Source organism: Lutimaribacter degradans (assembly GCF_023703375.1).
Taxonomy (GTDB): Bacteria; Pseudomonadota; Alphaproteobacteria; order Rhodobacterales; family Rhodobacteraceae; genus Lutimaribacter; species Lutimaribacter degradans.
Genome location: NZ_JAMQGO010000018.1, coordinates 1 through 15,576, shown reverse-complemented (window position 1 = coordinate 15,576; position 15,576 = coordinate 1). Strand labels below are relative to the sequence as shown.

Below are 15,576 nucleotides of genomic sequence, written 5' to 3'. Positions count from 1 at the left end.
CGCGCATGGCCCTGCCCGTCGGCACACAGATGAAATACTGGGGCATCGCCGCAGCGGTGTTCGTTTTGGCGCTGTGGTTTCTCGGCGATGTGATCCTGCCCTTCGTGCTGGGCGGGGCGGTTGCCTATTTCCTTGATCCCGTCGCCGACCGACTGGAACGCTTGGGCACAAGCCGCGCGGTGGCGACGGCGATCATCACGCTGGTGGCTGTGATTGTTTTCATCGTGCTGGCGCTGCTGGTCATACCATCGCTCGTCAACCAGACGATCAACCTGTTTGAAACCGCGCCGCAGCTGTTCCGCGATCTGCTGGAGTTTCTAAATACCCGCTTTCCAGGGATAATGGACGAGGGATCGGTCTTGCGTGAATCGCTGGCCTCGCTGGGCGAGACGATCCGCGACCGGGGCGGGCAACTGCTTGAATCCGTGGTGAATTCCGCGGCGTCGGTGATCAACGTGATCATGCTTTTCGTGATCGTTCCGGTGGTGGCCTTTTACCTGCTTTACGATTGGGACCGCATGATCGCCCGCATCGACGAACTGCTGCCGCGCGACCACGCACCGGTGATCCGCCAGTTGGCCGGCGAAATCGACGGCGTGATCGCCAGTTTCATCCGGGGCATGGGCACTGTCTGCCTGATCCTGGGCACCTATTACGCCATAGCGCTGATGCTGGTGGGGCTTCAATTCGGGCTGGTCGTGGGCTTTATCGCGGGGCTGATCACCTTCATCCCCTATGTCGGGGCGCTGGTCGGGGGCGCGCTGGCCATCGGGCTGGGCCTGTTCCAGTTCTGGGGCGATTGGCTGACGCTTGGCCTGATCGCGGCCATCTTCGTTCTGGGCCAGGTGATCGAGGGAAATATCCTGACGCCCAAGCTGGTAGGCGGATCGGTCGGGTTGCACCCGGTCTGGCTGCTGTTTGCCCTTTCGGTCTTTGGCACGCTTTTCGGCTTCGTCGGAATGCTGGTGGCCGTGCCCGTGGCCGCCGCCATTGGCGTCGTCACCCGGTTCCTGATCGGCAACTACAAGGATAGTCGCCTGTATCGCGGGCTGTCGGATCAGTCCGGCGAATGATGGGACAGCAACTGGGATTCGACCTGCCCGTGCGCACCGCGCGGGCGCGAGAGGATTTCTTTGTCTCGCCCGCCAACGCCATGGCCGTGGCGATGATCGAGAACTGGCAGAACTGGCCAAGCCGCAAACTTTTGCTGATCGGCCCCGAGGGCGCGGGCAAGACGCATCTCGCGCATGTCTGGGCACAGGACAGCGGCGCGCGCATCATCGTCGCGCGCGATCTGTGCGGGGCCGACATTCCCGCGCTGGCAAAAGCGCCGGTCGCGATCGAGGATGCCGAGGACATCGCGGGCGAGCGCACCGCCGAGGAGGCGCTGTTTCACCTGCACAACCTTGTCCTGGCCGAAGGGCACAGCCTGCTTGTCACCGCCACCGGCCCGGCGCAGCGCTGGGGGCTGCGCCTGCCTGACCTGCAAAGCCGGATGCAGGGCACCCAGACCGCCACGCTGTCGCCGCCGGATGACCGTTTGTTGGGGGCCGTTTTGCTGAAACTTTTTGCCGACAGGCAGGTTGCCCCCAGCCCGGAGGCCCTGAATCATCTGCTGCGCCACATGACCCGCGATTTTGCCACCGCGCGCGCCGTGGTGGCCGAAATCGACCGGGTGGCCCTGGCCGAAAAGCGCCCCATCACGGCGCCGCTGGTGCGCCGCGTCCTGACACAGATGGCGACGTAACACCCACTGGACAAGCGCCCTGCACGGGTGCACCTTTTTTCGCAGTACCTCGTGGCCCCGTCACGTAACCGTCACGGAAAGGACCGATACACCGCCCATGGACAGCGCAGATTTTCTCAAAGCCCCGCTCCCTCCCGCCATTGAACTGCCCGATCTGGACCAGACCGGACCGGGGCGGTTTTTCAACCGGGAAATGAGCTGGCTCGGCTTTAACTGGCGTGTTCTGGAAGAGGCCAAGAACCTTCGCGTGCCGCTGTTGGAGCGGGTGCGTTTCCTGTCGATCTCGGCCGCCAACCTGGACGAGTTCTATACCGTGCGCGTCGCGGGCCTGCGCGAACTGGCCCATGCCGGCAATACCACCCCCGCAGCCGATGGGCTGACCCCGGCCGAGCAACTGGTGCTGATCAACGAAGATGCGCGCAACCTGATGAAGGCGCAGCAACGCATCTTCACCACGCTGCGCGGGGAAATGGCGAACGAACGGATCAATCTGCTGGAACCAAGCGATCTGACCAAGGCGGACCTGGCCTATCTCGAGGAATTGTTCCTGACCAACGTGTTTCCCGTTCTTTCGCCGCTGGCGATCGATCCGGCGCACCCCTTCCCTTTCATCCCCAACACGGGCTTTTCACTGGCGCTGCAACTGCACCGCCAATCCGACAGGCGCGCGCTGCAGGCGCTGCTGCCGATCCCCCACCAGATCGATCGCTTCGTGGCCCTGCCCTCTGACGAGGGGCAGCACCGGTTCCTGCCGCTCGAGGAGTTGTTGCTGCTCCATCTCGACAGCCTGTTTCCGGGCTACACGCTGAAGGGGCATTGTGCCTTTCGTGTGCTGCGCGACAGCGACCTGGAACTTGAAGAAGAAGCCGAAGACCTGGTTCGCGAATTCGAGGTGGCGCTGAAACGCCGCCGCCGCGGCGAAGTGGTGCGCATGAAGATCTCGGCCGGCGCCCCCGAGGCGTTGAAAGCCGTCATCATGGAAGAGTTGCACGTCACCCCCGACGAGGTGGTCGAGGTCGACGGCATGATCGGCATTGCCGATGTAAAGGAACTGGTGCTCGACAGCCGGCACGACCTTCTTTGGCCGCCCTTCACCCCGCGCGTGCCCGAACGGGTGCAGGATTTCGATGGCGACATGTTCGCCGCGATCCGGCAGAAAGACATGCTCCTGCACCATCCTTATGAAACCTTCGACATGGTCGTGCGCTTTTTGCAGCAGGCCGCGCGCGACCCGGATGTGGTGGCGATCAAGCAAACGCTTTACCGAACCTCGCGCAACTCGCCCATTGTCGAGGCGCTGTGCGAGGCCGCCGAAGACGGCAAATCCGTCACCGCGCTGGTCGAACTGAAGGCGCGGTTCGACGAGGCCGCCAACATCCGCCAGTCGCGGCGGCTGGAGCGCGCGGGCGCGCATGTGGTTTACGGGTTCGTCGATTGGAAAACCCACGCCAAGATTTCAACGGTGGTCCGGCGCGAGGGCGACAAGCTGGTCACGTATACCCATTACGGCACGGGCAATTATCACCCCATCACCGCCAAGATTTATACCGACCTGTCGTTTTTCACCTGCGACCCGGCGTTGGGGCGCGATGCGACCAAGGTGTTCAATTACCTGTCTGGCTATGCCAAGCCCGAAGGCTTGGAAAACCTGTCGATCAGCCCCCATAGCCTGAAGCCCAAGATGCTTGAAATGATCGCCGCCGAGGCCGAACATGCCCGCGCCGGTCGGCCCGCGCAGATCTGGATCAAGATGAATTCCCTGATCGAGCCGGACATGATCGACGCGCTTTACGCAGCCAGTCGCGCCGGTGTCAGGATCGACTGTGTCATTCGCGGCATTTGCGGTCTGCGCCCGGGCATCAAGGGCTTGTCGGACAATATCCGAGTCAAATCCATTGTCGGCCGGTTCCTGGAACATTCCAGAATCATCTGTTTCGGTAACGGCCACGGGTTGCCCAGCAAGAAGGCGCGCGTTTTCATCTCGTCAGCCGACTGGATGGGGCGCAACCTCAACCGCCGGGTCGAAACGCTGGTGGATATCGAGAACCCAACAGTCAAGGCACAGATCGTCAGCCAGATCATGGCGGCCAACCTGGCCGACGTGGCGCAGTCCTGGGTGATGTCACCCGATGGCAGCTTTCACCGCGCGCCTTTGAAGGAAGGGCAGTTTGCCTTCAACACGCATCGGTTCTTCATGGAAAACCCCTCGCTTTCCGGGCGCGGGTCCGCCGGTGCCAAGGACGTGCCAAAGCTGACCCACACCGAAGACTAGGTCTTGCGCGGGCGGGCCGGCTTGGGCGCGATGGCCTGGCCATATGTCCTGCCTGCCCGATCAGGTTGATTGACCCTCGCCACAGCCCCGGCCATAACGGGCAAAACGGCATGGAGCCAACAACATGACCGATATGATCGGCGCGGCACCCACGGACTGGGGGCCTTTCGGAAGGCCGCTGTTCAACGATCCCAAGGCGCGGGCCTTGTCGCGGGTTGGCGTGGTCGATGTCGGGTCGAACTCGGTCAGGCTGGTGGTTTTTGACGGCGCGGCGCGCAGCCCGGCGTATTTCTACAACGAAAAAATCATGTGCGCCCTGGGCGAGGGGTTGGGCGATACGGGCCGGCTGTCGCCCAAGGGGCGCGCACGCGCGCTGTCGGCCCTGCGCCGGTTCAAGCACCTCGCCAACGGCATGGACATCGCGCCGCTCACCATCGTGGCCACGGCAGCCGTGCGCGACGCCGAGGACGGGCCCGATTTCTGCGACGAGGTTCTGCGCGAAACCGGGCTTCGTATCCATGTCATCGACGGCCGAGAAGAGGCCCGCCTGTCGGCGCAGGGCGTTTTGCTGGGTTGGCCGGGTTCATACGGGCTGGTCTGCGATATCGGCGGCTCGTCCATGGAACTGGCCGAAATCAACGGCGGCGTGGTGGGGCGGCGCGAAACCTCGGCCCTCGGCCCGTTGAAGCTGGCCTCGATCAAGGGCGGCAAGAAGGGGCGCCGAAAGTATATCCGCGAGACATTGGAAAAGCTGGCCGCGCAGATGGGCCCCCAGAAAAACCGGCTGTTCCTGGTGGGCGGGTCCTGGCGGGCCATCGCGCGGATCGACATGGAGCGGCGCGGCTACCCCCTTCACGTGCTGCACGAATACCGCATGAGCCGCAAATCGGTGCGCGAAACGGTCAAGTATATCGAGAAGGAGGATGCCGCCGACCTGCGCAGCCGCGCGGGCGTGTCTTCAAGCCGTATGGCGCTGGTGCCGCTGGCAGCCGAGGTGCTGAAAGAGGTGATCAAGCAGTTCAAGCCGCACGATATCGCCATCAGCAGCTATGGCATCCGCGAGGGGATGCTTTACGAACAGATGCCGCAGGATCTTCGGGATCGCGACCCGCTGATCGAAGCGTGCCGCTTTGCCGAAGACAAGGATGCCCGCCTGCCCGGCTTTGGCCGGCAGCTTTACAATTTCATCCTGCCGCTGTTCTCCGGCGCCTCGGATGATCGGAAGCGCCTGATCCGCGCCGCCTGCCTGCTGCATGATGTCAGCTGGCGCGCCCATCCCGACTACCGTGCCGAAGTCTGCTTTGACAACGCCACGCGCGCCAATCTTGGCGGGTTGAAACATGCCGAGCGCGTGTTCCTGGGGCTTGCGCTGATGCACCGCTACACCAACAAGCGTAACGGCACGCGGTTCGACACGGTTTATGACCTGATCGCGGAAAAGGACATCCACCAGGCCGAGGTGCTGGGCAAGGCGATGCGGTTTGGCGCGATGCTTTGGCTGCAAGGCGCGCCCATGGGTGAACTGCGCTGGTTCCCCAAGAAAAAAGAGCTTGAGCTTTGGCTCAGCCGCGAGGCCGATCCACTCTTTGGCGAGGTGGCCGAGGCGCGGTTTCTGTCGCTGGCAGAAACCCTTGGTGCTGAGACCCGCGTCAAGCTGCGGCGCGCCAGCCGCAACGCGTAGGGTGGGCTTCAGCCCACAGCGCGGGCCCTTGTCACCTAAAGCTCGATCTCGCCCGTTTCGCCGGGCGCATCCGGCACCGTTGGCATGGGCACCTTGCGACGCAAGATAATATCGCCATTGGGCAACATCTCCGGCGGATGGTAATTCGACAGGTCGTCGATTTTCTCGGCCAGTTCGTTCAGGGCGGGCCCCATCTCTTGCACGAATTCGCGCATGGCGGGTTCCATGTCCTCGACAAAGCGGCGCAGCTCGCGCAATGCGGGCTCGGCCTCGTCCATCATGCCGCGCAGAAACATCCGCGCGCCCTCTTCCATGAGGGAATAGCCTTCGGTCTCGGCTTCGTCGGCGACGGCCCCAAGCGGCAAAAAGGCAAGAACGGTAACAGCGATGATACGTTTCATGACGCCAATATAGACCAGTTGGGTCACGATTTTGAGTCACCCACCGAATTACAGGCCAATATCCACCGATACCGGAAAATGATCCGACGCCATCACCAGCGCGTCGCGCAGTTCGGGCGTTTTCCAGCACACCGGGTCGTCAAACGGGTGCCAGATGCGCCAGCGCGGCGCCAATGCGCGCATGTCATCAGAGATCATGATGTAATCCAGCAGCGCCTGGAGATACCGGTTCTCGCTGCCCAGGTAGAACCGGGCCGAGGTCGGTGTGCCCCCAAGGCCGTGTTGCAGCGCGCGGCGCGCGTGCGGGTCATAAAGCTCGGCCTGCCCATCCTGCCCCATGACGATTTCCACCGACGAGCGCCCGAACAGGTTTTCATATTCGTCAAGGCCGGGGCCATCGTTCAAATCACCCAATACCATCAGCGAGTCGCCTCGCGCCAGGAGCTCATCCACCCGCTGACGCAACCAGATCGCCTGCGCCAGTTGCTTGCGCCGGTTGGCGATGGCGATGCGCATTACCTCGTCACGGTCATGCGCGCCGTGCGGCGCCTTGGATTTCAGATGTGCCCCGATCATCCGCAGGCTGCGGCCGGACACGGTTTGCACGGCCAGTTCCAGCGGCGGCTTGGAAAAGCGCACCAGGTCCTCGGTGGCGTCAATATCCAGGTCGATCCGAAACACCCCGTCAAACCGGGGGCTGTCGGTGTGGCCCTTCTTGCCGGTTGGGTCGCCCAGCGGATCGTGCTGCGCCTGCATCGTGTCCGGGTCGAAAAGCAGCGCGATTTCCTGCTGCGTATCGTTGGGGAAACCCATCACTGCCTTGCGGGCCCGCAGGTCAAACGCACTGGCGAAATTTTCCAGCGCGGCTACCGTGGCGCGGCGGCCGTTGTGATCGGGCGCCTCGATCACCATGACCGCATCGGCATTGAGCGCGGTAAACACGATACCCAGCGCGGCCAGTTGATCGGTGCGGCGCACGTCATGCCGCCCTGACCAGCCCTTGTCATCCAGCATGTTTCCATCGTCGTCGAACAGCGCGTTGAACCATTCGACATTGTAGGTGGCGATGCGCATCAGGCGGCCTTGCCCTTGCTGATCTCGTCCCAGGCCTCGTTGATGTCATTCATCCGGCGCTCGGCCATCTTGATCGCCTCGGTCGGCAGGCCGCGCGCGGTCAACGCGTCGGGGTGATTTTCGCGCACGAGTTTCTTCCATGCGCGACGGATCTCATCAATCGGCATGTCCGGGCTGACACCCAGCACGGTATAGGGGTCGGGCACGGCGTCGGGCACGAAACGCGCGCGCAAGCTGCGAAAATCGCTTTCGGGCAAGCCAAAGATCACGGCGACGCGCTCCAGGAACGCGTCCTCGGCCGGATGATAGGTGCCGTCAGCCATCGCGATGTGAAACAGCCCTTCCATGAGGTCGCAAAACGGCCCTTCGGTGCGGTCGAATATCGCCTTGATCTTGCGGGCGTAATCCTCGAACCCGGCGACGTCCTGCCGCGCAAGGTTGAAAACCCGGGCGGCCTGCACCTCGTCCTCGGGCGAAATCTGGAAAACTTCTCGAAAGGCGGAAACCTCGTCCCGCGTGACCTGCCCATCAGCCTTGGCCATCTTGGCGCCCAGGGCAATCACCGCGATGGTGAAGGCGACCGAGCGTTCAGGCGGCGTGCGTAGCCTGTCGAACACGGCCGAAAGCGGCTCGCCATTGGCGAGCGCGGACAGTGCGTCGGATATGCGAGACCAGATCGACATGGTTGCAGAGTAACCTTTGCGCATACCGCTGTCAGCGCGGATCACAGAAATTTTTGCATGAATACAAGGTCAATATAGCGGCCGAACTTGAACCCGACTTGCGGCAAACGGCCGGTTTCGACGAATCCGAGCCGACCGTGAAAGGCCAGGCCGGTGACATTCTCGGCGCTGATCCCGCCGATCATCACGTGCACGCCCTGCCCCCTGGCTTGGTCGCACATCGCCTCGATCAGGGCCCGGCCCACCCCATGCCCCCGCGCCGCCGGGGCCAGCGCTATGGAATGTTCCATCGTGCGGGCATAACCGGGGCCGCCACGAAACTGCGCATAGCTGGCATAGCCCAGGATATGCCCCGCCTCTTCGGCCACCAGGAAGGCAGAGCCACGTGCCGCGATCTCGTCGCGCATGTCACTTTCGGTCTTTTCGCGATTGGTAAAGGTGACGGTGGTGTCACGAATGACATGGTTGACGATCGGCAAAAGGGCCGCCGCATCGCCCGGCTGCGCAGGGCGCGGCGTCACCGCAGAACCTTTCGGCCCAATGGGGAGTCCAGCACGGCCTCCAGCCCCGGCGCCTGCGCCGTGACATAGCTGACGCGCGACTCCGACAGATGCGGGGCAAGGGCGGCACGCAACGCGTCAGCGCGCGGATGCATCACCCGCAATTCGAGCAGCCGCAACCCCGAGTTCGGCAACCGCTGCACCGGGTGAACATCGCCCTGCCATTCGATCAACGCGGGGTGGACCTTGTCGAAAGGCAGCACACCATCTGCCGGCACGCCCATTCGCCAGCGCAGGTCACCACGTTCCACCTCCAAGGGTTCCCCCGCCCCGGGCAGTGCGGCAAGGGCGGCGTCCATATCGTCCGTGCCGCAAATCCAGTTCGTCAGGCGCGGCGGGCCGGAAAACCGGTCAAGGTCGAACCAGCGCGGACGGTTTGGCGCGGCGGCCTCCGGGTCGATCGCGATCAGTTCGAAATAAAGCCCGTCCTCCATCCCCGTCAGCAGGTTATGCGTGCCCATGACCGCGTGATGCCCACCGGCGTTCAGCGTGATCCCCAACATGCTTTCAAGATGGGCGCGGCCCTCGTCCAGCGTTTCGGCCGCTACGGCGATATGGTCAAGCATCAGCATCCGGGGCCCTTTCGCCTGTTATTCGTCTGGCTTTCGGTCATCGTCGACCAACGGCGGGTCGTCATGGATGGACCAGCCGTATTCACGCCCCGTGGGCGGAAGGTCGCTTTCCTTGATGCGGGCCTGAACAAAGGTCTTGGCAATGAAATGCGCGCTGATCGGTGCGGTCAGGAACAGGAAAAGCGTGATCAGCAACTCGTGAAACGAGAGGCTGCCCTTGACCAGCAGGAAATACAGCATCGAGGCGATCAGCACGCCCCCCACACCCAGCGTTGTCGCCTTGGTGGGGGCATGCAGGCGCTGCATCGTGTCCTTCAGCTTGACCAGCCCGAACGAGCCGACCAAGCCGAAAATCCCGGCCAGGACCAGGAAAAAGGAAATAAGGATATCGGTTGCCAGTTCCATGCCGCCCCCTATTCGATGATGTCGCCGCGTAGAACAAAGCGGCAATAGGCCACGGTCGAGACAAAGCCCACCATCGCCACCAGCATCGACGCCTCGTAATACACGGTCGTGCCCTGCCAGATCCCGTAGAGGATGAGCAGCGCGATTATATTGATCACCATCGTATCCAGCGCGAGGATCCTGTCGGCGTTTTCGGGGCCCGTGGCGATACGCCAGAGATTGAACAACAGCCCAAGGCCGAAACAACCGAACGCAAAGTAAAGGGCGTAGGTGATCATTGGAAAATCTCCTTCAGGCGCCATTCGTAGCGGCGCTTGATCTGGTCGCGCACGGCCTCGGGGTCGTCGGCGTGCAGGCAATGTACCAGGATCGCGCTGCTATCTGCTGACAGCATGGTGGATACGGTGCCCGGCGTCATGGTGATCGTGCCCGCCAGCACGGTGATCGCCTCGGGCGATGTCAGTTCGATAGGCACCGTCACCCAGGCCGAGCGAATGTTCTTTTCCGGTTTGAAAAGGATGATCGCGGCCACCTGGAAATTGGCCACGACGATATCCCAAAGCACGACAAAGATATATTCGACCACGCGCAACGGCCGCCCGATCATGGGCCGGCCCGGCCAGTAGGGCCCGGTGACGAAAGGCACGGCAATACCGAGGATCGCGCCCAGCACCACGTTGCCCGGCGTGACCTTGTTGACCAGTCCCAGCCAGACCAAGAGCAGCGCCAGGCTAAGCAACGGGTGGGGAAATACGCGCTTCATCATAGATCAGCCCTCCGTCCCCTGGCCCATCACGGCCGAGATATATCCGCTGCTGTCGTATAGCTGGTCGGCCGCGGCCCCCAGGTAGGCGCTGACCGGCCCGGCAAAGATGGCCAGCCCTCCCAGCAACGCCAACGCTGCCACGGTCGGCGCAACGGACATGACGCCTGCCGGAGCCGGGGCGTCCGCCAGTTCCTGCGGCTCGCCATCGTCGGGGTTCGGGGCAGGCTCTGCCGGGGCAAGGCCGGTCGATTTCCAGAACAGCACGCTGCCGGCGCGGGCGAAGCCCACGATCGTCAAAAGCGAACCCAGCAAGATTGCCACGAACGCGGCCGTCATCTGCGGCGTGGCCTGCATCGCATCCAGGATCAGAAGCTTACCCAGAAACCCGCTCAGCGGCGGCATCCCCGCCATGCCGATGGCCCCTGCAAAGAAAAGCGCCGCGAAAAGCCCGTTCTGAACCGTGGGCAATTGCGCGCGCAGCCGGTCGCCGTTGCGCCGCGCAAGGACCAGGTCGGCCAGCAGGAACAGCGCCGCCGCGGACAAGGTGGAATGCACCATGTAATACAGCGCCGCGGCGGTCGTTGCGGGGGTGAACGCGGCAACCGCTACCATCATGGTGCCCATCGAGCCGATGACCGAAAAGGACAACAGCGGCATCAGGCGCGAGGCACCCAGCACGCCCACCGCCCCGATGGCCACCGTGACCAGCGCCACGGGCATCAACCAGTCACCCACCACGCCCGACAGCACCGGCACATCCGGGCCGAATACAACCGTATGAACCCGGATGATCGCATAAGCGCCCACCTTGGTCATGATGGCGAAAAGCGCCGCCACCGGCGCGGGCGCGTTGGAATAGGTCGCCGGCAGCCAGAACTGCACCGGAAACAGAGCGGCCTTGATGGCAAACACGATCATCAACATCATCGCCGCTGCCCGCACCAGCGCCGCATCCTCGACCGGCAGGCCCTGCACACGTTGGGCCAGGTCCGCGATATTCAACGTTCCGGTGGCCGCGTAGAGCGTGCCCAGCGCAAACAGGAACAACGTGGACCCCGCCAGGTTCATCACCACGTATTGCAGCCCTGCCTGCAACCGAACCTTGCCGCCACCGTGGATCATCATGCCGTAGGAGGCGATCAGAAGTACCTCGAAGAAGACGAACAGGTTGAAGGCGTCGCCGGTCAGAAATGCGCCGAATATTCCCATGAGCTGAAACTGGAACAGGGCGTGGAAATGCCGCCCGCGCGCATCCCACCCGGTGGCCACCGCATGGACCAGAACAACCAAGGCCAGAACCGAGGTCAACAACAACATCACCGCCGAAAGCCGGTCGAGCACCAGCACGATACCGAATGGCGCCGGCCAGTTGCCCAACTCGTAGGACACGGTTTCACCACCGGCCGCCGCGACCGTCAGCCCGAAACAGATCGCCGCCAGCGCAATGGTGCCCGCGAACGAGGCCGTGCGCGCCAGCGAAATATCATACCGCATCACGAAAGCGATGATCGGCGCCAGGATCGCTGGCAGCACGACCGGGGCGATAATCCAATGGCTCATGCCTCGCCCTCCTTGCCGGTGGTCTCGGTCTCGTCTGTCTCGGTCATGTTTATGCTGTCGTCTTCCGCCTCGAGATAAGCCCCAAGCGCGAACATCACCAAAACCGCCGTCATGCCAAAGGAAATGACGATCGCCGTCAGCACCAACGCCTGCGGCAGCGGGTCGGAATAGCTGGCGTCACCGTAGGCCTGTAGAACCGGGGGCGCATTGATGGCCAACCGCCCCGTCGAGAATAGAAACACGTTCACGGCATAAGACAGTAGCGCCAGCCCCAGAATCACCGGAAAGGCCCGAAGGCGCAGGATCAGGTAAACGCCGCTCGCGGTCAGCACGCCCACCGCGCTTGCCACCAAAAGCTCCATTTCACTCGCCCTCCGGTTTCTTGAGTTCGCGCTTGCCCGACGGGTCATAATCCATCGGCTCCACGTTCACCGTTTCGCCCGCGTAGCGCGCGATGCGCGACAGGCTGTACAGCATCAGCATCACCGCCCCCAACACCGTCAGGAACACGCCCAGGTCAAAGGCAAAGGCCGAGCCAAGGCCGAATTTCTCGATCAGTGGCAGCTTGATGTAGCCATAAATGCTGGTCAGGAAGGGCGCGCCCCCCAGCCATGCGCCGACCCCTGTCAGCGCCGCGATCAGAACGCCCCAGCCGATCATCGTATGATATTCCAGCCGTTGCCGCGTCTGCGTCCAGCCAAAGCCCGAGGCCATGTATTGCATGAGCAAGGCGATCGAGATCACCAGCCCCGCGACAAAACCACCGCCCGGCTGGTTGTGCCCGCGCAAGAAGATGTAGACACCGACCATCACTGCGATGGGCAACATCGCCCGCGTGGCCACCACCATCATCAACGGGTGCCGGTCGCGCGAGCGATCCCGGCTGTAATCGGTGTTGCGCAGACGCCGCGCGGCCGGGCCGCTCAACAACGCCTCCATCAGCGCAAAAATGGTCAGGCCCGCGATGCCAAGAACGATGATCTCGCCAAAGGTATCGTAGCCGCGGAAATCGACCAGGATCACGTTCACGACATTCGTGCCGCCGCCACCCTCATAGGAATTGGCCAGGTGATAATCCGAGATCGGGTCGAAATCGCGCAGCAGGAACACCATCGCCAGCGCGGCGACGCCTGCGCCCGCTGCAACGGCGATCACCCCGTCGCGCAGCCGCAGCCCGACGCTGCTTTCACGCGGCGTGGTCTTTGGCAGGAAATGCAGCGCCAGCAGCAAAAGCATGATCGTGACGGTTTCAACGGAAATCTGCGTCAGTGCCAGGTCGGGGGCCGACAGGTAGACGAACCCGGCCGAGATCATCAAGCCGATCACCCCGATCAGTACCAGCGCGCGAAAGCGGTTGTGGTGGTTCAGCACGACCAACAGCGCCGACGCGATCAACAACACGTAACCGACCGCGACGACAGGCGGCACCGGCAGCATCTCGCGCGTGGGCGGGCTGAGCGTGCCGCCCGAAAAGGCCACGTAGACCAGCCCCACCGTGGACACGACGAAAATGGCCAGGTAGCGGCTGATGGCGCCATTGTGCAGACCATCGGTCACGCCACGCGACAGGCGAACGAGCGCGGAAATCAGCGCATCGAATATCGCCTTGGCCTCGGGGCGCGGGGCGGCATTCCAGGCACGCGCCAGCGGCCGATGCAGCCCCAGCAGCAACGCCCCGCCCACAACGGCAATGATCGACATGATTAGCGCGGGCGTCACGCCATGCCAGATCTTGAGGTAGAAATTCAGCTCCTGGCCCGTCACCGCCTGGGCGGCCACCTTGACCATCGGGTAGGCAAGGCCCGGCAGCACACCGATTGCCACCACCAGCACGCAAAGCAGCGCGGGCGCGGCATACATGCCAAAGGGCGGGTCATGCGGATGCGCGGGGTAATCGTCGCGCGCCGGGCCGGCGAAAACGTGGAAAATGAAACGCAGGCTGTAGGCCACCGACAAAAGCGCCCCCAGCGTGGCCAGCGCGGGCACGATCCAGTCGTTCTGGTACCAGGCAGTATGCGCAGCCTCTTCCAGCATCAGCTCTTTTGACAGGAACCCGTTGAACAGCGGTATCCCCGCCATCGACAGCGCGGCGACTGTGCCGATCAGCGCGGTAATCGGCATGAACTTGGCCAACCCGCCCAACCGCTTGATATCGCGGGTGTGGGTTTCATGGTCGACGATACCCGCCGTCATGAACAAGGCCGCCTTGAAGGTCAGGTGGTTGATGATGTGAAACACCGCCGCGATGGCGGCCTTTTCGGTGCCGAACCCCAAGAGCATCGTCAAAAGCCCCAGGTGGCTGACCGTGGAAAAGGCCAAAAGCGCCTTCAGGTCATCCTTGAACAGCGCGATCAGCGCGCCCAGCACCATGGTTATCAGGCCGGTGATCGACACGATGTAAAACCACGCATCCGTCCCCGCCAGCGCCGGCCACATCCGCGCCATGAGGAACACGCCCGCCTTCACCATCGTGGCCGAGTGCAGGTAGGCCGAAACCGGCGTGGGTGCGGCCATGGCATGCGGCAACCAGAAATGGAACGGGAACTGCGCCGACTTGGTGAAAGCCCCCAGCAAGATCAGGATCAGCGCGGGCAGGTACCAATCCGACGCGCGGATCACGTCGCCCGCCGCCAGGATATCGGTCAGGTTGTAGCTGCCCACGATATTGCCCAGGATCAGCATCCCCGCGATCATCGCCAACCCGCCCGAGCCGGTCACCGCCAGCGCCATGCGCGCGCCCTGCCTGCCCTCGGGCAGGTGTTTCCAATAACCGATCAGCAGGAACGAGCTGAGGCTTGTCAACTCCCAGAAAATCAGCAAAAGCAGGATGTTGTCGGAAATCACGATACCCAGCATCGCGCCCTGGAACAACAGCAGGTAAGTATAGAACTGGCCCATCGGGTCATCGCCCGACAGGTAGAACCGCGCGTAAAGCGTGATCAGCAGGCCGACGCCCAGGATCATGAAGGCGAATAGCAGCCCCAGCCCGTCAAGGAAAAAGCTGGCCGAAAGCCCCAGTTGCGGCAGCCATTCGATCTCGGCCTTCAGCACCTCGCCCGCCATCACGTCGGGCGTCAGAACGCCCAGCATGGCCAGCGCGGCGATGGTCGGAACGGCGGTGAATGTCGCGCAGGCGTTACGCCCCGCCCGTATCATCAACCCCGGCACCAAGGCCCCGAGAAAGGGCAAAAGCGCAATGATGGGTAGCAGGCTGCCGCCGTTGGTCATGTCGTCTCCCCGTCCCGCAAATGACGCGGCCACTTAAACCGGATGGCCCGCCCCTTGAACAAGCGTTTTCTGTCATTGCGCCCCAAGATAGGGGCCACAACGCCCATGGGAAGGGCGATTATGACGGTTTTGGTCGGGTTTCAAGGTGATACGGGGGCGTTTTGGGGTGGATGGAGAGCGGAGGTGGGCAGAATTGCCCACCCAGGGTCGGGCGCGGCCCTTTGGATATGTATAGCGCGACCATTCACTTTAGTTTTGCTGAAGCCAGCGCGCCAGATTTGCCTGAGAGGCGCATGTTTCCATAAATTCCAGTGTGTTTTCTTGTGCGAAAGCTACAACCGCGCGACGACCCTCTAAGAAATAGATGGGCCGTTCTGCGATGTGATCGAACCCAGTATGGCGCAGGTCTCCATGTGGCTGGTCCCAAAAACCAAGATGTTCGGCGACCCGCCGAAGGTGAGTGTAAGTAAAGGGCAAATCATCTAGAGTGGCCGCTCGAATATCCGGACGGATTTCGTCGGCGGATTGCTTAGGGTCAGGACCCATTGATTTCTGCGAGGCGGCGTGATTCACGGTTCGAAAAACGAGCGGTGAACATGTCTGATCTCTTCTGGTTGACCGACGCCC

Annotated in this window: 16 protein-coding genes; 4 read left to right on the top strand and 12 right to left on the bottom strand. The window is 62.8% G+C overall.

The window, feature by feature from the left end:
• The first annotated feature begins 5 nt into the window (after window positions 1-5).
• From M8744_RS16885 to M8744_RS16870, 4 genes are all read left to right on the top strand, one after another.
• A complete protein-coding gene (locus M8744_RS16885; RefSeq protein ID WP_251419926.1) occupies window positions 6-1,073 on the top strand; it encodes an AI-2E family transporter in 1,068 nt (355 codons plus the stop codon).
• Window positions 1,073-1,747, top strand: coding sequence for an HdaA/DnaA family protein (locus M8744_RS16880; RefSeq protein ID WP_434481383.1), 675 nt, complete (start codon window positions 1,073-1,075; stop codon window positions 1,745-1,747). The genes M8744_RS16885 and M8744_RS16880 overlap by 1 nt, the downstream gene beginning before the upstream one ends.
• 97 nt (window positions 1,748-1,844) lie before the next feature.
• On the top strand, window positions 1,845-4,019 hold the full coding sequence (locus M8744_RS16875) for an RNA degradosome polyphosphate kinase (protein ID WP_251419924.1): 2,175 nt from the start codon (window positions 1,845-1,847) through the stop codon (window positions 4,017-4,019).
• 124 nt (window positions 4,020-4,143) lie between these two features.
• Entirely contained in the window at window positions 4,144-5,700 is a 1,557-nt protein-coding gene (locus M8744_RS16870) for a Ppx/GppA family phosphatase (protein WP_251419923.1), read from the top strand.
• 35 nt (window positions 5,701-5,735) lie between these two features.
• Here M8744_RS16870 and M8744_RS16865 read toward each other — a convergent pair whose 3' ends face one another.
• The 12 genes from M8744_RS16865 to M8744_RS16810 form a co-directional block, all read right to left on the bottom strand.
• A complete protein-coding gene (locus M8744_RS16865) occupies window positions 5,736-6,101 on the bottom strand; it encodes a hypothetical protein (RefSeq protein ID WP_251419922.1) in 366 nt (121 codons plus the stop codon).
• Window positions 6,102-6,149: 48 nt separating this feature from the next.
• Window positions 6,150-7,175, bottom strand: a complete 1,026-nt coding sequence (locus M8744_RS16860; protein WP_251419921.1) for an endonuclease/exonuclease/phosphatase family protein — start codon at window positions 7,173-7,175, stop codon at window positions 6,150-6,152.
• Window positions 7,175-7,858 (bottom strand): molecular chaperone DjiA, encoded by a 684-nt coding sequence (locus M8744_RS16855; protein ID WP_251419920.1) that lies wholly within the window; start codon window positions 7,856-7,858, stop codon window positions 7,175-7,177. The genes M8744_RS16860 and M8744_RS16855 overlap by 1 nt, the downstream gene beginning before the upstream one ends.
• A gap of 41 nt (window positions 7,859-7,899) precedes the next feature.
• On the bottom strand, window positions 7,900-8,379 hold the full coding sequence (locus M8744_RS16850) for a GNAT family N-acetyltransferase (protein WP_251419919.1): 480 nt from the start codon (window positions 8,377-8,379) through the stop codon (window positions 7,900-7,902).
• A complete protein-coding gene (locus M8744_RS16845; protein ID WP_251419918.1) occupies window positions 8,376-8,990 on the bottom strand; it encodes a VOC family protein in 615 nt (204 codons plus the stop codon). The genes M8744_RS16850 and M8744_RS16845 overlap by 4 nt, the downstream gene beginning before the upstream one ends.
• A gap of 18 nt (window positions 8,991-9,008) precedes the next feature.
• A complete protein-coding gene (locus M8744_RS16840; RefSeq protein WP_251419916.1) occupies window positions 9,009-9,395 on the bottom strand; it encodes a Na+/H+ antiporter subunit G in 387 nt (128 codons plus the stop codon).
• A gap of 8 nt (window positions 9,396-9,403) precedes the next feature.
• A complete protein-coding gene (locus M8744_RS16835) occupies window positions 9,404-9,673 on the bottom strand; it encodes a K+/H+ antiporter subunit F (protein WP_251419915.1) in 270 nt (89 codons plus the stop codon).
• Window positions 9,670-10,161, bottom strand: a complete 492-nt coding sequence (locus M8744_RS16830) for a Na+/H+ antiporter subunit E (protein ID WP_251419913.1) — start codon at window positions 10,159-10,161, stop codon at window positions 9,670-9,672. Before M8744_RS16830 ends, M8744_RS16835 begins: the two co-directional genes overlap by 4 nt.
• 3 nt (window positions 10,162-10,164) lie before the next feature.
• Window positions 10,165-11,721 (bottom strand): monovalent cation/H+ antiporter subunit D, encoded by a 1,557-nt coding sequence (locus tag M8744_RS16825; protein WP_251419911.1) that lies wholly within the window; start codon window positions 11,719-11,721, stop codon window positions 10,165-10,167.
• On the bottom strand, window positions 11,718-12,083 hold the full coding sequence (locus M8744_RS16820) for a Na+/H+ antiporter subunit C (protein WP_251419909.1): 366 nt from the start codon (window positions 12,081-12,083) through the stop codon (window positions 11,718-11,720). The genes M8744_RS16825 and M8744_RS16820 overlap by 4 nt, the downstream gene beginning before the upstream one ends.
• Window position 12,084: 1 nt before the next feature.
• Entirely contained in the window at window positions 12,085-14,949 is a 2,865-nt protein-coding gene (locus tag M8744_RS16815) for a monovalent cation/H+ antiporter subunit A (protein WP_251419908.1), read from the bottom strand.
• Between the two features lie 249 nt (window positions 14,950-15,198).
• A partial coding sequence (locus tag M8744_RS16810) for a hypothetical protein (RefSeq protein WP_251419907.1) occupies window positions 15,199-15,576 on the bottom strand: 378 nt, incomplete at its 5' end.